Source organism: Brevibacillus daliensis, assembly GCF_021245735.1.
Classification (GTDB): domain Bacteria; phylum Bacillota; class Bacilli; order Brevibacillales; family Brevibacillaceae; genus Brevibacillus_B; species Brevibacillus_B daliensis.
Genome location: NZ_JAJISB010000012.1, coordinates 153,414 through 170,625 on the forward strand (window position 1 = coordinate 153,414; position 17,212 = coordinate 170,625).

The 17,212-nt window shown below is 40.9% G+C and carries 17 protein-coding genes and 1 pseudogene; 12 read left to right on the forward strand and 6 right to left on the reverse strand.

The window, feature by feature from the left end:
* Window positions 1-415: 415 nt before the first annotated feature.
* Window positions 416-1,246 carry a bis(5'-nucleosyl)-tetraphosphatase PrpE gene (gene prpE, locus LM917_RS12155; RefSeq protein WP_232697779.1) on the forward strand — a complete coding sequence of 277 codons (831 nt, stop codon included), beginning with the start codon at window positions 416-418 and terminating at the stop codon, window positions 1,244-1,246.
* A gap of 206 nt (window positions 1,247-1,452) precedes the next feature.
* Here prpE and LM917_RS12160 read toward each other — a convergent pair.
* Window positions 1,453-2,187, reverse strand: a pseudogene (locus LM917_RS12160) (N-acetylmuramoyl-L-alanine amidase family protein); the annotation flags it as partial.
* Window positions 2,188-2,336: 149 nt separating this feature from the next.
* Here LM917_RS12160 and LM917_RS12165 point away from each other — a divergent pair.
* Entirely contained in the window at window positions 2,337-2,576 is a 240-nt protein-coding gene (locus LM917_RS12165; RefSeq protein ID WP_232697780.1) for a YneF family protein, read from the forward strand.
* An 11-nt stretch (window positions 2,577-2,587) separates the two neighbouring features.
* Window positions 2,588-2,764, forward strand: a complete 177-nt coding sequence (locus tag LM917_RS12170; protein ID WP_232697781.1) for a hypothetical protein — start codon at window positions 2,588-2,590, stop codon at window positions 2,762-2,764.
* A gap of 135 nt (window positions 2,765-2,899) precedes the next feature.
* Here LM917_RS12170 and LM917_RS12175 read toward each other — a convergent pair whose 3' ends face one another.
* Window positions 2,900-3,667, reverse strand: a complete 768-nt coding sequence (locus LM917_RS12175; RefSeq protein ID WP_232697782.1) for a TSUP family transporter — start codon at window positions 3,665-3,667, stop codon at window positions 2,900-2,902.
* A 261-nt stretch (window positions 3,668-3,928) separates the two neighbouring features.
* Between LM917_RS12175 and LM917_RS12180 the strand changes: the two genes are divergently transcribed.
* Window positions 3,929-4,537: a superoxide dismutase gene (locus tag LM917_RS12180; protein ID WP_232697783.1), complete on the forward strand. Its 609-nt coding sequence runs from the start codon at window positions 3,929-3,931 to the stop codon at window positions 4,535-4,537.
* Between the two features lie 378 nt (window positions 4,538-4,915).
* Window positions 4,916-5,821, forward strand: coding sequence for a cation diffusion facilitator family transporter (locus tag LM917_RS12185; protein WP_232697784.1), 906 nt, complete (start codon window positions 4,916-4,918; stop codon window positions 5,819-5,821).
* 8 nt (window positions 5,822-5,829) lie between these two features.
* Here the strand turns inward: LM917_RS12185 and LM917_RS12190 are convergent, their stop codons facing one another.
* Together LM917_RS12190 and LM917_RS12195 are read right to left on the reverse strand one after the other, a co-directional pair.
* A complete protein-coding gene (locus LM917_RS12190; RefSeq protein ID WP_232697785.1) occupies window positions 5,830-7,563 on the reverse strand; it encodes a glycerophosphodiester phosphodiesterase in 1,734 nt (577 codons plus the stop codon).
* 88 nt (window positions 7,564-7,651) lie between these two features.
* Window positions 7,652-8,659, reverse strand: a complete 1,008-nt coding sequence (locus LM917_RS12195; RefSeq protein ID WP_232697786.1) for a metal-dependent hydrolase — start codon at window positions 8,657-8,659, stop codon at window positions 7,652-7,654.
* 168 nt (window positions 8,660-8,827) lie between these two features.
* Between LM917_RS12195 and mutY the strand changes: the two genes are divergently transcribed.
* Entirely contained in the window at window positions 8,828-9,940 is a 1,113-nt protein-coding gene (mutY, locus tag LM917_RS12200; RefSeq protein ID WP_232697787.1) for an A/G-specific adenine glycosylase, read from the forward strand.
* 63 nt (window positions 9,941-10,003) lie between these two features.
* Here the strand turns inward: mutY and LM917_RS12205 are convergent, their stop codons facing one another.
* A complete protein-coding gene (locus tag LM917_RS12205; protein ID WP_232697788.1) occupies window positions 10,004-10,162 on the reverse strand; it encodes a YrzI family small protein in 159 nt (52 codons plus the stop codon).
* Between the two features lie 141 nt (window positions 10,163-10,303).
* Window positions 10,304-10,456 (reverse strand): hypothetical protein, encoded by a 153-nt coding sequence (locus tag LM917_RS12210; RefSeq protein ID WP_232697789.1) that lies wholly within the window; start codon window positions 10,454-10,456, stop codon window positions 10,304-10,306.
* Between the two features lie 474 nt (window positions 10,457-10,930).
* On the opposite strand from LM917_RS12210, the gene fabL reads away from it, so the two are divergent.
* From fabL to LM917_RS12240, 6 genes are all read left to right on the forward strand, one after another.
* Window positions 10,931-11,689, forward strand: a complete 759-nt coding sequence (fabL, locus tag LM917_RS12215; protein WP_232697790.1) for an enoyl-[acyl-carrier-protein] reductase FabL — start codon at window positions 10,931-10,933, stop codon at window positions 11,687-11,689.
* Between the two features lie 124 nt (window positions 11,690-11,813).
* Window positions 11,814-12,227, forward strand: a complete 414-nt coding sequence (locus LM917_RS12220) for a GNAT family N-acetyltransferase (RefSeq protein ID WP_232697791.1) — start codon at window positions 11,814-11,816, stop codon at window positions 12,225-12,227.
* A 45-nt stretch (window positions 12,228-12,272) separates the two neighbouring features.
* A complete protein-coding gene (locus tag LM917_RS12225) occupies window positions 12,273-12,815 on the forward strand; it encodes a DUF402 domain-containing protein (RefSeq protein ID WP_232697792.1) in 543 nt (180 codons plus the stop codon).
* A gap of 215 nt (window positions 12,816-13,030) precedes the next feature.
* The gene (locus LM917_RS12230; RefSeq protein WP_232697793.1) at window positions 13,031-14,824 is read left to right on the forward strand and encodes an ABC transporter ATP-binding protein; all 1,794 of its coding nucleotides are present in this window, start codon (window positions 13,031-13,033) and stop codon (window positions 14,822-14,824) included.
* Window positions 14,825-14,937: 113 nt separating this feature from the next.
* Window positions 14,938-16,152: an MFS transporter gene (locus tag LM917_RS12235; protein WP_232697794.1), complete on the forward strand. Its 1,215-nt coding sequence runs from the start codon at window positions 14,938-14,940 to the stop codon at window positions 16,150-16,152.
* Window positions 16,153-16,614: 462 nt separating this feature from the next.
* Window positions 16,615-17,079 (forward strand): DinB family protein, encoded by a 465-nt coding sequence (locus tag LM917_RS12240; protein WP_232697795.1) that lies wholly within the window; start codon window positions 16,615-16,617, stop codon window positions 17,077-17,079.
* Window positions 17,080-17,212 lie beyond the last annotated feature (133 nt).

Here is a 17,212-nt window from a genome sequence, read left to right on the forward strand (position 1 = left end):
CAAAAAATGTGCTTCTACTCAACCGGCTTTAGTCGAAAAATACGAACAATTACAGCGGCATGAAAAAACCAGCTTCTTTTTTCACACTGAGCGTCTTGGCGAAGCCCTTCCCAGCGGAGCACTGTTCATCGGGAATAAGAAGCGATACCCAGCAAGTCTTACAGTGAATACATCGTTTAGAGCTTCCCCGATGAATAGTGAGGAGCGGACAGTCAAACCATCAGTGGGCGAAGACTCTTAGCGAAGTGTGAAAAGAGAAGCTGGTTTTCTCCACTATGGTAGGAAGAAGACGATTTTTATCTATTTTTTATCATTAGCAGCTGGGCTCAAAGTTTTTCTTCCGATTCCTGGGTAATACTACTATATAAGAGAATCTAGATGATTTTTCAATCCAAATAGGAGGGAGGTGCAGATCATGAAACAGGAGGAAGCACGCAGAGAGCTATACTTTCATGCTGATTTTGGAGTAGATGTCATTGGCGACATTCATGGGTGCTACGAGGAATTTATTGAATTGATTGAGAAACTGGGCTATCGTTTGGAGCCAGAGAGTCAGCTATATAAGCATCCTGAGGGAAGAAAAATATTGTCCCTTGGTGACATCACCAGTCGAGGCCCAGAATCCCTTCCTATGCTCTCTTTTTTTATTCGTCATGTAAAAGCGGGATTAGCGGAGATGATCGAGAGTAATCATGGCTGGAAAATTGCTCGTTGGTTGGATGGGAGAAGGGTGACGTTAGCGCATGGAGATGAATTGGTAGAAGCAGAATTCCTACAATACGAACAAATACATGGCAAAAGAAAGGCAAACAAGCTACGTTACGATAGTCTAGAGCTATTAATGACTGCCCCTTCTCATATTATTTTACTAGATAAGGGAGAACAAGCATTAATTGCTGTACATGCTGGAATTAAAGATAGTTATATTGGAAAAGAGAGCCATGCAATCTTGAATTTTTGCCGTTATGGAGATGTAGATGGAATGGCTGCTGATGGAAGACCAATTCGGAAAGACTGGACGGTCCAACATGAATTGCCAATCCTGATTGTTTGGGGTCATGATCCTCGAGTGGAGCCAGAGAGAAACCCTTATACGCTTAACATTGATCAGGGGTGTGTATTTGGGGGCAAGCTAACAGCGTATCGTTATCCCGAGGATGAACTGGTTAGCGTCGTTGCTAAAAAGAACTATTCTGGTAAGACGGATACACCCTTAACTAGAGAACTTCAGCGTAATCAAACATAATCTTCCCACGGACGAAAGTGACGGGCTGAGTCCAATGTCTGATTCTCTGTTTCTTTACTTTTAGATTCATTCTGTACCAGAGATGGGCGGGGCTTCTGTGAGGTAGATGAAGAATATGATAGTAGTGTATTGCTTGAATTGGTAGAGGGATCTGTTTTGGCGAAGGGGATTACCTCTACTGAATTTTGTCCAGCTTGATTCTGGCTCAATTTCTCATATAACCGTTTAAGAAGAATAGCTTCTGCCCATAAGGGAAGTGACTGATCATATTTTGTGCGCCACTCTTCATTGGTAAGTAAATCCTCTTGAAATAGCCAATCAACGGCTTCTCTTTTCCAGTTATCTGGAGGAGCAGGAGGATTCGTTCCTGGATTAGGAGGACGTGGAGGTTGGTAAGGACGATTGGCGAATTCAGCAAATCCCCGCACAGTTGCCTCTGCGAGCTTGGTCCAATTAGCCTGCAAAAATGTTGCATCCAGATTGTTATCAGCAAAGCCATATTCCAGAATAATCGTTTCTACATTTCCTGTTTCCCGATGCATGAAGTAGTAATCCGACTGAGGATTGGATGGAAGGGTTTTTGTATAGACCCTGCGTGCAGGCATGCCTTCTGCTTCTAGTTCATCAAGAATGGTTTTAGCGAAAGTAGCATTGGAATGATTGGAATATATCGCTTCTGCTCCCCTGCCACCTCCAGAGTTGATATGATTGCTTATGCAGTATTTTGCACCACTATTTTTTACGATGGAAGCGCGTTGATCGCTTGTTACTGTCAGATCAGTGGTACGCGTTAACACTACCGGGATGTTTAATTCTCGGAAACGTCGGTATTGGTACAGGGAGATTTGAAGAGTCAAATCTTTTTCTTTAAAGAGTTGATTGGTCCCTCCACCAGGATCAATTCCGCCGTGACCAGGATCAATAATTAGAAAAGAAGCCATGTATATTCACCTCTAACATATTATATGTAAGGTGCTTGTCAAAAAGTTAGCCCCATTTTGTTGAAGAACATACAAATCTGCGTGGACAGCAGGTCGTGATATGGTAAAATGGACAAGATAAGATATTGAAAAAAGGATGGTAATGAATCATGGCGTGGTACAACTGGGTCATTCCAATCGTAACGCTACTGCTTGGATTAGCGGGTGGCTTCTATGGTGGAGTTCAATATTTAAAAAAGCAAATGTCTAACATGCAGATGGATGAAAAACAAATTCAAGCTATGGCACGTTCTATGGGTATGAATTTGAACCAAAAGCAACTGAAACAAATGAGTCGCAATATGAAAAACATGAAAATGCCTAACAAGCTTCCTAAAGCAAAAAAGTAGGAGGGAAGTAGATGGGCTCCTCTCGTTTGCGTTTCATGATGATCGGTTTTATTATTGGAGTCATTCTCTTCTTTATAAAAGAGTTGCCTACTGGAGTGCGGTTTGCCGCTCCCTTCTACGGAGCAGGTCTAGGCTTGCTAGTAGATGGAATCCTCTCTCGAATACGACAACAACGAAACGACAAATAAGCAGGCGGGACGAAAGAACCATCGTCACGCTGGAGCTTCTCTATGATTGACGTAAAAGAATAAAACGGCGTAACCACTTTGTCTGGTTAACGCCGTTTTTTTACTCTATCAGAAAGTATGTGAAGATTGGATATTTTAGACAAATAAAATTTCATATACCATTTTTGTGATAAGCGAAAGGGAAACAAGCAGGAAAAGGGGACGAACATACTTTACGCCAGTTTTTACAGCCATATTTGCACCTAGAGTAGCACCAACAATCATGGCTGCCCCCATAATTAAGCCTGTCGAAAAGATAACTTTACCATGCCAAATAAAAACAGCGAGAGCAGCAATATTGCTTGCGAGATTCAGAATTCGCCCGTTACCTGCCCCAATAACAAAATCATATCCAAATAAAAGTACCATCAGAAAAACAAAAAATGAACCTGTGCCAGGACCAAAAAATCCATCGTAAAATCCAATCATAAAAGCAAAGAGAATTCCCCAGCTAATGGTAAAGGTAGTGTATCCTTTAAATTTTGCTTCAAAACCAAATCTTTTGTTTAAAAGAGTATAGATGAATATAATTCCCATCATGATAATAACCAAAGTATGCAAGAATTGTTGAGGTACATCGAGGACAGTAAGCGCTCCTATCCATGCACCGATAAATGAAAAGGGGACCAGAACCAGCATTAATTTCTTGTCGTATTTCCCCATCCTCATAAAAGTAATAGAACTGGTAAGGGACGAGATCGTACCAGCCAGCTTATTTGTGCCTAAAGCCAAGTGAGGAGGAATTCCTAGACCAAGTAAGGCTGGAAGTGAGATTAGTCCACCGCCACCAACACAGCTGTCGATAAATGCTGCCAAAAAGCCAAAAGAAGCGAGTAAAATAATCGTAGTAATGTCTATGTCCATCTAATAGCTACCCCTTACGTTCACAAAATATATAATAAATCCAAGTCTACCACTTGTCTTATGGTTTGCAAGAAGTTACATATGTTTATCTATAGAAAAAAATGATAGCAGTATAAAAAATTATGTGAGTTATCAAAGTTTTGTATTTTTGATACTTTACCAACCTTTTTGTTGCATTAGTCTAGATGTTCATTTATAATAAGTAATGAAAGAAGACAATAGAAACATGAACATCTACATATAAAAGGAGGATTTTTAATTATGGCACACCAATTACCTGAACTACCTTACGCAAAAGATGCACTAGAGCCTCATTTCGACGCTCAAACAATGGAAATCCACCACGATCGTCACCATGCAACATATGTTAACAACCTAAATGCAGCTCTAGAAGGACATGCAGATTTGCAAGAGAAAAGCATTAACGAACTAATCTCCAATTTGGATGCTCTACCTGAAGCAATCCGCACAGCAGTACGCAACAATGGTGGTGGACACGCGAACCACACATTGTTCTGGGAAATCCTAAGCCCTAATGGTGGCGGAAACCCTACAGGTGCAGTAGCAGATGCTATCAATGAAGCTTTCGGAAGCTTTGACAAGTTCAAAGAAGATTTCGCAAAAGCTGCAACAACTCGCTTCGGTTCCGGCTGGGCATGGTTGATCGTAGATGGTGGCAAAGTGGCTATCACTTCTACTCCAAACCAAGACACTCCAGTTATGGAAGGTAAAACTCCTATCTTGGGTCTAGATGTTTGGGAACATGCTTACTACCTGAAATATCAAAACAAACGCCCTGACTACATCGGTGCATTCTGGAATGTAGTTAATTGGGAAGAAGTAAACAAACGTTTCGAAGCTGCACGCTAAGAAAATATAAGCAAAACCGCCTTTGGTTTAGACCAAGGGCGGCTTTTTTGACTTTATCAGAAAGTATGAATACAGTGAATCACTCTCACCTCTATGATATTGTTTGCTCTTTACCTAAAAAAATTTCTGGTCTACAGTTTTGTTTGATTTTAGACATATAATTGCTCAATTCAAGAAAATATGTTTCTTGCCAAAACACAACGCTTATATGTCCCGAAGGTAAGCCTTACTGCTGTACCGCCATAATTTTTCCTTAATACAACAATTTTTCCTAGTAGATGTTTTGCTTCCCGATTGCAAAAACGTTTCTCTAGACTAACACGATTTTCGTTAGGTACCATAGTGATAAGAAGTTGAAAACGGGAGGAAGAGACCGTAATGATGAATCAACCTAGCGAAGCAGACCTTGCTCATAAAAGAGGGCGCAGAGCTATTTCTTTAAGTATTGCCGTATATTTACTACTATCTACGGCCAAGATCCTTGTAGGTGCCTATACAGAGTCTGAGGCACTCACCGCAGATGGGATGAATAATATCACGGATGTGGGAGCTTCGATCATGTTGATGATCGGGATGATTATTTCACGTAAGCCAGCAGACCATAATCATCAATATGGTCATGTACGGGCAGAGACTGCTGGTGCTTTACTAGCTGCCTTCATGATGGCTGCAGTGGGTATTGAGGTTGTAATAAGTGCAATTGGTAAACTCATAACACCGAATACGATTACAGCAGCTCCTGAACTTCTATCTACCGTTGTAGCAATAGTAAGTGCCCTTATTCTATATATTCTTTCGCGCTACAACATGAAAGTAGCTGATGAAACAAGTAATTTGGCGGTAAAAGCAGCTGCCTATGACAATAGAAGCGATGCCATCGTTAGTATCGGGACTTTAATTGGTATCGCTGTAGCCCAACTTGGATGGTTATGGGCAGATGCCGCGATGGCAGTTATCGTCGGTATCATTATCTTGAAGACTGCTTATGTATTAGGTAAGGAAGCAATTAACAGGTTGATGGATGGATTTGAAGAAGATAAAAGGCTGGAAATCAAAGATCGAATTATGGAGATAGAAGGGGTACGCAATGTAACTGAACTACGAGCACGTTATCAGGGAAGTGCTGTCCATGTGGATTGCATAATTGAAGTCTCCCCTCTCCTGACGGTAGAAGAGAGCCACGATCTGACAGATGAGATTGAAATCCATCTTGAAGGTTTTTGTGGCATAGAACGAACACTCATTCATGTTGAACCTGCAAAGAGGGAGTCCATCCCTGTATAAAATAATGTCTACAAAAATAGCCAAGTCTGAATTGATTTGGCTATTTTTGTTGTGATTTGAAATGGGTTGTATCGTATATTTTCCTCAAGCTTGTCGTGATGAGCCAGATAAACAAGTGGAGGATAATCTGTGATAATTGCGTCTACACCCATGTTACTTAATAAATACGCTTGGTCAGGTAAATTCACGGTCCAGACATATACCGGCTTATTTAGTTTTTTAGCCTCAACTAATTGGGATGGTTTAAGTGAGTATTCCTCCACTACAAAAAAATCACCAGGAAGCTCTTTTAATTTTGTCTGACTTGCAAACGTGATATAACCCACTTGCAAGTTTGGATCGGCGTTTTTTATTTTTCTTACTATCGTATGATGGGAGGATTGGATGATGGAAACCTGCTGTAGCTCGTTTTCATTTATTAATTGAATGAGACGAGTAACAACGGCTTCTTTATCTTCATGACCGTGTAGTTTGATTTCAATGTTAAGTTTAATCTTACCTTTCGCGTACTGAATAACTTCTTTCAGAGTGCTAATCTTGCCCGTAAAAGAACCGACCGATAGTGTCAGTTGTTGTAATTCCTCCAGGGTCGCTTCATGAACATGCAGATCTACACCTGCTAGACGTTCTAAGTGGTTATCGTGTATGACCACCAATTCCTTATCCTTTGTTTGCATGACATCTATTTCTACGTACTCAGCTTTTGCATCGATTGAATTTTGAATCGCTTCTATGGTATTTTCCACACCTAGATAACCACGATGTGCCATGATGATCGGTCTGTCATTGTCATCTGGTAATGGTCCAGAAATGCTGCTGACGTATCCTGTAATCGTGATTATTACTAGCAGGTAAGCAATCATAAGCTTATAAACGTGTTTATGAAAAAAAGGTGACCAACGCTTTTCTTTTCTAGTGATATCATCCTGAACAACAGTGGGTACTCCTGATATTTCACGATAGAGATGAATAAGAATGGCAAGGTAAAAGGGAGTGAGCAGAAATGATCCGGCATAGACAAGCTGAGCTTGAACTGATATGGCAAGTGACGACCATAATTTTTGTTCCGTTAAAGTAGTCAACCAATAAGAGAAAAAGGAAATGCTCTTTATAAAAACAAAAATAAACAACATGAAAAAGAGGATGGACAACCCCTTTTTAAACAGGATTTTTCGATTTTTCTTTACAAGGATTGAACTTTCTCTTGTTGCCTGCCAAAATGTTTTCCGGTCCAGTACAATCATTGGAAAAACAAATACATAGCGAATCATGAGAAAGAACAAAACTAGATAGGCAATGATAAACACGAGAAGACCGCCTCCACTATGAAGCAGATCATTCATAATGAAAGGTGGAATGGTCATAAATGGCAAGAAAAATGAAGTACCCCCTAGGAGTGATAGGATCAATAACGTCATGACATACCATCCGTATACCAATATAGCATAGGGAATGAGATGCCCTACTATGGAAAAAGCTGAACGGATTGCCCATCCTATACTTACTCTGTATTTCTTTTCTCCATAGACAAGGAGCATGAGCAATACGGCAGATGTAAAAAAGACGATTAGAGTAAGGAACAGCCCAAAACCAAGTAATGTAGGGAATTGAAATGATGTGATTAAGATAGAAAAGATTGGGATAACAAGCAGGAGGGCGCATAATTTCATTAGTACTTCAAACAGTACTATATTCCAAAACGAAATCTGTACCGTTTTCCACCCCTGAATGAATACGTTCATATATGTACCGCCTTAGTAACTGAATTTTATGTTAATGAATGAGAAAGCTCCTCTCATGGAGGAGCTTTCCCTATTCAGGATTTTCGTATTAATTAATTTGCATGTTCTTTTGTGGATTTAATTTTTTATTCAATTGTTCCTCGCTTCGATGAATCCATCCAACGAAGGAATCACGAATCTGTTTATCTTTATCCAGGTAGACCACTGCGACAAGCATATAGTGTGATTTAGCTGTATGCTTCGCACGATAGCGCAGTTCTTTCCACTTCACTTCATAACCGAATGGTCGAGGTATAACTTCAGCATGAGCATGTTCACTAAAACTTAGGAAGGACTGGACTTTTTTATCCTGTCTGGAGATAGTAATTAGCTCATGTTCTTTCTTCGGGATAGAAAAGGTGTCGAGAACAATGGGTTCTGATCCTAGGTGCATCTCACCTACATACCAATTAGTTGGAGTTTTTACAACAAAAGACCACTGATTCCATGAGTAGGTGGGAATGAGAGTATAATCACCTGAGTGTCCCAGCCAGGAGCGTAAATAGGCAACTTCCTTGGCACGTGCTCGAAACCGTTGAATGTAGTACAGGATGAGAATCAAATAAATGGTTAAGAACAATTTACCTGGTTCAGCACCTGCTACCCAGAGAAGCAGTCCTATTACGTGCATGGAGAAGATTATGGGATCAAAAATAAACATGGTGCCAAGTCTCACCCATTTTTTGCTGAAAGGACGAAGCGCTTGTGTCCCGTAAGCATTAAATATATCGACAAAGACGTGGAGAAATACGGCGAAAAAGATCCAGCCAAGAAGATGTATCCATTGCACCTGCGGTATAAAAAACTGGATCAATCCAAAAATAGCTATCGTCCAGAGAAATATGGCAGGAATGGAGTGAGATTTCCCACGATGATTGCGAATATAAGAAGCATTGCCAAGTAATCGGGTGAAACCGTCCAAATCAGGAGCCTGTTGTCCAATAACTGTCCCAATCATGACAGCTTGAGCCAAACCAGGTGTGGATGCCACTACTGGATCTAGATGAGCGAGGGCTGCAATACCAAAGCCCATGGCAAAATGTGTGGCCGTGTCCATTTGGATGATCTCTCCTTTCGTTCAATCAGTTAGTAAGGTTATCTTTATCGTAACAGTAAATACCACAGGAGAAAATGCCTTAACTGGTTGTTTTTCATAACTTTTTTACAGTATGATGAAAGTTAAAACATGTAACCTGAAAATGCAGAGGGGAAACAAAAAAGCGTAATGAACAGAAAAAAACAAGCACTTCCTTATACATTGCCTGATGAGTTTCAGGCCTTTAACTTTGCAACAGAACTCCTTCATTGGTATGATACCCAAAAACGCGATTTGCCATGGCGAATAAATCGGGATGCATATCGAGTGTGGGTATCAGAAATCATGCTACAGCAGACGAGAGTAGAGACGGTAAAGCCTTATTACCAGAATTTTATGCGAAAGTTTCCTACAGTGGAAGCCTTGGCTGATGCACCGGAAGAAGAAGTATTAAAAGCATGGGAAGGTCTGGGATACTATTCCCGGGCACGCAACCTGCAAACTGCAGCTAAAGAAGTGAAAGAAACTTATGGTGGTACGGTTCCAAATACACCTGAAGAAATTTCCAAGCTAAAGGGAGTAGGGCCATATACCGCGGGAGCTATTTTAAGCATTGCCTATGAAGTGCCGGTTCCAGCCGTAGATGGGAATGTCATGCGAGTGTTCTCCAGACTTTTACTTATGGACGATGATATTGCCAAACCGGCAACTCGTAAGAAGCTGGAGCATTTGGTTCAACAAGTAATTCCAGTTGGCAGAGCTGGGGACTTTAATCAAGCGATCATGGAACTAGGTGCTCTTATATGCCTTCCTAAAAACCCGCAATGCCTTACCTGTCCTGTATTTGATTTTTGTCTGGCCAGGCAGGAAGGAGTCCAGAATACTCTACCTGTAAAAGGGAAAGCGAAGCCGCCTCGTCCTGTTTCCTTACTGGCTGCTGTTGTGAAGAAGGGTGATCAGGTACTTATTCGTAAACGTCCAGCACAGGGTCTGTTAGCAGGACTATGGGAGTTCCCCATGCTAGAGGACCTATCGAACGAAGACGACGAGGAACAACTGATTACGGCCTTAGAGAAGGAGTACGAGATAGCGACAACAGCTAATTCCTACCTCATGAATGTTCAGCATACTTTTTCCCATTTACATTGGGATGTTGAGGTATACGTTCTACAGTATGAAGATGGGGAACTGTTTAGTGAGGATGCACGGTTTGTCTCACATGAAGAGATTAGAAAATATGCATTTCCAGTGCTCCACAACAAGATTATCGACCAGATTTATCCTGTAAAAGATAATGTTTAGTAATGGTTGAAAAGAAACAGGGAAGTCCTTCTTCGTTACAAGAAGGCTTCCCTGTTTTTTGTATTAGAAACGATTTATCAAATAGTTGTCTAGTTGTTTATTTCTATTTTGTTCCATGATTTTTTTAATTTGTTTCTGTTGTTTATATTGAAAAATAATTTCTTCATCCGTTTTATGTTTACGCTCAATTATTATGGTAAAAAAGATCATCGAGATTCGCATGTTCTTTTTTCCTCCTTTTTAGTTACTAACGATTTCAGTCAGGTTCCATCTATCACCTTTACACCTACAAACTTCATGCGTTGCTTACGTTTTACGTTCATCATCTTAACAATCCTCCTTTTATCGTTATCACACACTTCATTACATGCAGATTGGCATTTGCGTATCCTTGAATTGTCTTGCTTCATCACGTTTCCATAATGCTTTTTCTTGGTTGTACTGACATAACTTTTCTTCAGCTGATTTTGTCGATCGCTCAATGCGAATCGTGAACATAAGAAACTGTAAGACCATCTGAAATCACCTCCCATTTTAGTGAAAATGAAGACAAAAAAGACCGCAAGATAAATTCTTACGGTCTGTGAGCTTCTTTCACGTATGTATAATCGCCGCAAGAGACTTCTCTCCCGCGAACAAAAATGAAACGGTTGACCTAATTGACAACCTTCACCATTTGGATTGTGAGGAAAGAAGACGATATGAAGTTATGAAAGCCAGTTGCAGAAGTATTTAGTGCAAGAACAATCATGTTGAACATCGTTTTTTCCTCCTTTCAAAAAATGGTTATGTAGGTATCTTAAAGTAATTCTTCCACGTTGTAAAGGAAAATATACGTAATATTTTAAAAAAAGTGAAAATGTATGTCCTACCACAATTGGTGCATGGCGTCTTTACTTGAAAGAGAGTATAATAAAAAAGATATTTAGTACCAGATATTAATATCTGGTTATTGAACGATGAACTGTATCTGTCCAGGAGGAGAAATGTATGAACGGAAAAGGAAAAGTAGCACTAGTAACAGGTGGAACGCGTGGAATCGGGAAGGCAATTGCTCATAAATTGGCAGATCAAGGCTACGATCTGGTCATTAATTATTTGCGTAATCGCACAGCTGCTAAAGAGACGGCAACTGAACTGGAAGCAAAAGGTGTTCGTGTTCATCTGGTAAAAGCTAATGTAGGAGATGTTGCCAAAATCAAGGAAATGTTTCAGGAGATTGATCGTGAATTCGGACGGTTAGATATCTTGGTTAATAATGCCGCATCTGGAGTATTACGTCCTTTGATGGAGCTTGAAGAAAGTCACTGGGATTGGACGATGGAGATTAACAGTAAAGCTTTGCTATTCTGCGCTCAAGAAGCAGCTAAACTCATGCAAAAATCGGGTGAGGGTGGTAACATTGTCAGCCTTTCCAGCTTGGGATCTATTCGGGTGTTTGAAAACTACACGGCAGTTGGTGTATCGAAGGCTGCATTAGAGGCTTTAACGCGCTATCTGGCTGTTGAATTAGCCCCACTCAAAATTAGAGTGAATGCTGTTTCAGGTGGAGTGGTGGACACTGATGCCCTCAAGCATTTTCCTAATCGGGAAGAGTTGCTTGAAGGATCATCTGCTCGTACTCCAGCTGGACGTATGGTGGAGGAAGAGGATTTGGCAAATGCTGTTATATTCTTACTTTCTGATCAATCATTCATGGTTCGTGGTCAGACGCTGATCGTAGATGGTGGCATATCTCTTCTGGTGTAATATGATTGCTAGGAAGTTTTTTCTTTTAGATAAAAACTGATACAATGAATCTTAGCCATATCGGGACAAACTGGTTCTAGTAGTGTACAATAGAAAAATGAATGCCGTCTAAGGGAGGCCTATTATGATTATTCGGACGTTTCGTCTGGGCGATTATTCAGCGATTACTCGTATCTGGCAGGAGACTGATTTAGATCGGACGGACTCTGAGTCATTTGATTCGCTAGCCAAACAACTGGCTTGGGATAGTGATCTAGTCATGGTAGCAGAGAATGATGGGGAAGTTGTAGGAGTAATTGTTGGAACAATAGATGGTACCCGTGCTTATTTTTATCGTTTGGCTGTCAAACCAGGAGAGCAGGGCACAGGCATTGGCCGAAAATTGGTAGAAGCGCTGGAAAACCGTTTCAAACAGCGTGGGGTTAATCATATACTGATAATGGTAAATCAGGCAAACCAGCGTGTGTTGCCTTTTTATCGTTCTTTAGGATACGAATTGCAGCAGTACATTACACTTTCTAAAAAGCTCTCTTCATAAAGGGCGGATTCCCAAAAGAGACACATTAGAAGAAAGGGGAGAGTCATGGCGTCGCAAGTACCAGGATCTAATATACGTATTGAAAGCTTTAAACATGACCAGTCCTTGCATCGCTCATGGGATCGATCTACATTGATCCATACCAGTGATGCCGTGGTGATCGCCGGAAATGACCGGGTTAAGGTAACGGAAGCAGATGGACGGGAATGGCGAACAAGAGAGCCAGCAATCTGCACGTTTGGTCGTGGACAATGGTTTAATATCATTGCGATGATTCGGGATGATGGTGTGTATTATTACTGTAATATAGGTTCTCCCTTCAGCTTAAAAGGGAATTTGCTTACCTATATTGATTATGATTTGGATGTAAAAGTATATCCAGATATGACGTATACGGTACTGGATGAGGAAGAATTCGAGCTACATAGTTCCAAAATGAATTATCCTCCATTCGTAAAAGAAAGAGTTCAGCTTGCGTTACAGGAGGTTCTGGAATGGATACACGCACGGCGAGGTCCTTTCCAGAGCGGCTTTGTACAACGCTGGTATGATCGGTATCAATTACTGAAACATCAGGATGATGTCTAGGCTTACGAAAAAGGTAATATACCCCTGATTTTTGTTTCACGTCTGTCGTGGAGCTGAAATCAGGGGTGTTTTACTATTTTTCTTTTAGGCATATAAGTCATAAAAACTTGTGTGGGAGACAGAAGGAATAGAAAGGTGTAAAATCTTACAAAGGAGAATTGACACCGGGGGATTATAAGCTCATTCCGGATTAGATAGAACGAAGGAGGAGCGCTATGGGAAGCATACGGAGATATATGACCTTTGTTGGGCCATATAAAGGAAAGATTATTTTAACAATTTGTATCGGTATTGTGAAGTTTGGAATTCCTCTTCTCATGCCGTTAATATTAAAATATGTCATTGATGATTTAGTTAGCGGCACCATGTCGATGGATCAGAAGCTTAGAAATCTGCTGTGGGTTATGGCAGGTGCTTTTTTCATTTTTACTGTCGTTCGAGCACCAGTAGAGTACTATCGACAGTATTTTGCACAATGGACATCAAGTCGCATTTTATATGACATCAGAAATCAGTTATTTAGCCACTTACAAAAATTATCCATGCGATTTTACAACAATAATAAAGTGGGCGAAATCATCTCCCGCGTCATTAATGATGTTGAGCAGACACGTAGCTTTATTGAGACGGGGCTCATGAATGTGTGGCTTGACTTGATTACAATTGGTATTACTTTGACGATCATGTTTTTTATGGACGTGGAATTAACGTTGATTGCTATTGTGGTTTTACCGCTATACGGCTTCTCTGTTAAGTTTTTTTACAAACGATTGCGTCAATTAACGAGAGAGCGTTCTCAAAGGCTAGCCCAGCTACAGGGACATTTGCACGAGAGAGTGAATGGAATTTCGGTAACACGCAGTTTTGCCTTGGAAGAGTATGAAGGTGAACAGTTTGAAAAAAAGAATCATAAATTTCTTGATAAAGCACTAGAGCAGACCCGGTGGAATGCATATACCTTCTCTGTTGTGAATTCTATTACTGATGTTGCTCCCTTGTTAGTGTTAGGATATGCAGGTTATCAGGTTATTACAGAGACGATGACCGTAGGAACCTTAATGGCTTTCTTTGTCTATCTGGAAAGGCTTTATACACCATTGCGCCGATTGGTCAATTCATCTACCACATTGACACAGGCAATAGCATCCATGGACCGTATGTTTGAATTTATTGATGAGCAATATGACATTGTAGATCGTCCAAATGCCAAGCCTATTCCGGTTCAACCTGAAACCGGGCGAGTAAAAGGTGAGGTTGTATTTGATAACGTCTCCTTTGCATACAATAACGATGGAGATCATGTATTGCATGATATCAATTTAAGAATCGAACCAGGAGAGACAGTAGCGCTCGTTGGAATGTCGGGTGGAGGTAAATCTTCTCTGATCAGTCTCATTCCACGCTTTTGGGACGTAACAAAAGGGCGTATTCTCATAGATGGTATTGATGTTCGCGATGTTACTCAGCAAAGCTTGCGGGAACAAATCGGAATCGTGCTGCAAGACAATATTTTGTTCAGTGAGTCTGCAGGGACCAATATTATGATGGGAAATCCTGAAGCGACAGAACAGGAAATGCTTGATGCAGCCAAGGCAGCAAATGCTCATGATTTTATCAACGAGTTACCCCATGGCTATCGTACAGAGCTCGGAGAACGAGGTGTCAAACTGTCGGGCGGTCAAAAACAACGAGTTGCCATTGCCCGTGTTTTTCTTAAAGATCCAGCTATCCTGATTTTGGATGAAGCCACTTCTGCACTTGATCTAGAGTCCGAACACATGATTCAGGAATCACTTGCGAAATTGGCTAAAGGTAGAACAACAATTATCGTTGCTCATCGTCTATCAACAATTACACATGCAGACAAGATTGTAGTATTGAAAGACGGCGAGATTGTTGAAATGGGTAAACATGAAGAATTGTTACAAAAAGAAGGCGTGTATCATACACTTTGGAACGTACAGGATTTCGGTCAGCCAATTGAATTGCCAGTGTCCCTACGAGGGTAAGTATCTCAAGCTGCGATTCTCGCAGCTTGGGTTTTTTCCGTAGATGAAGTTATTCATTCTCTGATTTTGAATGAACGGTGCAGGAGACATAGCTAGAGCAAGGAGTTGAGAGTATGGAGGTATGGAAACGCAATTTATATGTCCTCTGCGGCGCATTGTTTATCGCAATGGTAGGAATGAGTATGGTAATGCCGTTTTTGCCGTTGTTTATTGAACAGGAATTCAATATCACCGATCCAGATGAAGTCACTACCTGGGCAGGAATCATTTTCGGGGCGAATTTTTTGACTGCAGGTCTTTTCTCGCCAATATGGGGAAATTTGGCGGACAAGTATGGACGAAAAATCATGATTTTACGTTCTGGATTTTTAATGTCAATTACGATTGGTCTAACTGGACTAGCAGGAAACGTATGGCATCTATTATTCCTGCGGCTTTTAAATGGAACGATTGCCGGAATTATTCCTGCAAGTAATGCTTTGGTTGCTTCAACTGCACCAAGAGAGAAATCAGGTTGGGCATTGGGAGTGTTACAATCCAGTGTTGTGTCGGGGTCTATTATGGGACCTTTTTTTGGTGGGCTTTTAGCTGATATGGTTGGGTATCGTGTGGTATTTTTAATAACAGGTGGATTATTATTTATTGCGAGCCTTATCATTACCTTTGCCGTAAAAGAAGAATTCACTCCTCTTCCTAAAAAGGAGCAAACCAGTTTGCGGGAAGACTTTAAGATGATGTTTTCAAGTAAAACCTTGCCTGTTTTATTTGCCGTTACGGTCATGATTCAACTTTCATTGAATGGTATACTTCCTATTCTGCCTCTATATGTGAAAAGTTTAGTTGGGGATAGCAACAATATAGCGTTTTTTGCAGGTTTAGTTACAGCTGTGACTGGTTTAGCTAATGTTATGTCATCACCTACATTAGGAAAAATAGGGGATAGAATCGGACCACACAAAGTATTGCTGGGTAGTCTATTACTATCAGCAATTGTTTTTATCCCGACAGCAATGGTAGAAACGTATTGGCAGTTGCTTCTATTACGATTTATTGCTGGTTTATGTCTCGGTGGATTAATGCCGGCAGTCACCTCTTTGTTGCGCAAAGTAACGCCATCCCATATGGTGAGTCGCGTATTTGGTTACAATAATAGTTTTCTAAGCCTAGGCAATATGATAGGACCAGCCACCGGTGGTTATGTCGCTACATTTTTCGGTTATCATGGTGTTTTTTATATGACCAGTATCTTGTTGCTCCTGACATTCTTCTGGTTCTTGTATGTGGTTAGACATGGATTCCAGCCTTCTAGTGAAAGAGAAGAGCTGTAAAAAAATAAAATATGCAAACTTCCGAACGAGAAACAGAACAGAAAGTATCTGGAACGTAAGTAAAAATATGCAAACAAAAAAGACGACCCGCTGATGTTATTAAAAGTTATAAGAAGTCCACTCTAACTAATAAAAATAAGCAATTAAATATGATGTTAGCTATTTTATCAGTGAAAAAGAATGGATAGAGGTCTCAGAAAACTTCTGAATCTCTATCCATTTCGCTTTGTTATTTACAACAACATTTTTACATGGAAAGTTGAATGATGTTTATTGAACGATCGAACCCGTTAGCCACTCATGCAGCGCTACTGCATGAGTGGCTAACGGGCAGTTTTGCTTAATCTTTAAAGTCCCAATAGTGGAATAAACATTAAAACCAAGAAGGTATTTGTTCTATAACGAAGAATAATCTTATCGAATGCTCCCTGTCACACGAATAATGATGAAGGAGAGGATCGGATGGAAAAGTTGATCGAGGAGTACAGCCAAGACTATGCGCTGCTGCGAGAAGCCATCGAAGGATTGTCTGAGGAAGAGCTGCGTTTCCAACCTGCACCGGATAAATGGAGCATCCATCAGATTGTGATCCATGTGACGGATGCCGAAATCCTGTCGACACATCGGATGAGAAAAGTCTTGGCGGAGGAAGAACCGCTTCTGTTATCATTTGATCAGGAAGCCTTGGCGGATAACCTGGGATATGAACGGTTGGACCGCGAGCAGCATCTGCTCCTGTTCCAAATGCTTCGGGCCAGCATGCTGCCACTTCTGGAAAATCTGACTCCCGAGCAGCTTGAGCGGGTCGGGGAATATCCCGATGGAGCGCGGTACACGTTCAAAGAGCTGCTGGAATTGCGCGTCCAGCATGTCCGTGACCACCTCGCCCAGATCGAGCGGGTAAGGCAGGCATATCGGGAGGAATGAACGATGCACTTACGGAATCAAACGCAATACGCCCTGATATGGGAATGATTACACCTGTTGACAATTCGAAAATGAGATTCGCCATGACATTTAGGGTTAATGCTATATCTGGTGTCCTATATACTGTTCTCCC

What these genes read in the sequence shown, in the direction of transcription:
- prpE (WP_232697779.1), top strand. Translation starts at nt 416, where the DNA reads ATGAAACAGGAGGAAGCACGCAGAGAGCTATACTTTCATGCTGATTTT.
- LM917_RS12165 (WP_232697780.1), top strand. Translation starts at nt 2,337, where the DNA reads ATGGCGTGGTACAACTGGGTCATTCCAATCGTAACGCTACTGCTTGGA.
- LM917_RS12170 (WP_232697781.1), top strand. Translation starts at nt 2,588, where the DNA reads ATGGGCTCCTCTCGTTTGCGTTTCATGATGATCGGTTTTATTATTGGA.
- LM917_RS12175 (WP_232697782.1), bottom strand. Translation starts at nt 3,667, where the DNA reads ATGGACATAGACATTACTACGATTATTTTACTCGCTTCTTTTGGCTTT.
- LM917_RS12180 (WP_232697783.1), top strand. Translation starts at nt 3,929, where the DNA reads ATGGCACACCAATTACCTGAACTACCTTACGCAAAAGATGCACTAGAG.
- LM917_RS12185 (WP_232697784.1), top strand. Translation starts at nt 4,916, where the DNA reads ATGATGAATCAACCTAGCGAAGCAGACCTTGCTCATAAAAGAGGGCGC.
- LM917_RS12190 (WP_232697785.1), bottom strand. Translation starts at nt 7,563, where the DNA reads ATGAACGTATTCATTCAGGGGTGGAAAACGGTACAGATTTCGTTTTGG.
- LM917_RS12195 (WP_232697786.1), bottom strand. Translation starts at nt 8,659, where the DNA reads ATGGACACGGCCACACATTTTGCCATGGGCTTTGGTATTGCAGCCCTC.
- mutY (WP_232697787.1), top strand. Translation starts at nt 8,828, where the DNA reads ATGAACAGAAAAAAACAAGCACTTCCTTATACATTGCCTGATGAGTTT.
- LM917_RS12205 (WP_232697788.1), bottom strand. Translation starts at nt 10,162, where the DNA reads ATGCGAATCTCGATGATCTTTTTTACCATAATAATTGAGCGTAAACAT.
- LM917_RS12210 (WP_232697789.1), bottom strand. Translation starts at nt 10,456, where the DNA reads ATGGTCTTACAGTTTCTTATGTTCACGATTCGCATTGAGCGATCGACA.
- fabL (WP_232697790.1), top strand. Translation starts at nt 10,931, where the DNA reads ATGAACGGAAAAGGAAAAGTAGCACTAGTAACAGGTGGAACGCGTGGA.
- LM917_RS12220 (WP_232697791.1), top strand. Translation starts at nt 11,814, where the DNA reads ATGATTATTCGGACGTTTCGTCTGGGCGATTATTCAGCGATTACTCGT.
- LM917_RS12225 (WP_232697792.1), top strand. Translation starts at nt 12,273, where the DNA reads ATGGCGTCGCAAGTACCAGGATCTAATATACGTATTGAAAGCTTTAAA.
- LM917_RS12230 (WP_232697793.1), top strand. Translation starts at nt 13,031, where the DNA reads ATGGGAAGCATACGGAGATATATGACCTTTGTTGGGCCATATAAAGGA.
- LM917_RS12235 (WP_232697794.1), top strand. Translation starts at nt 14,938, where the DNA reads ATGGAGGTATGGAAACGCAATTTATATGTCCTCTGCGGCGCATTGTTT.
- LM917_RS12240 (WP_232697795.1), top strand. Translation starts at nt 16,615, where the DNA reads ATGGAAAAGTTGATCGAGGAGTACAGCCAAGACTATGCGCTGCTGCGA.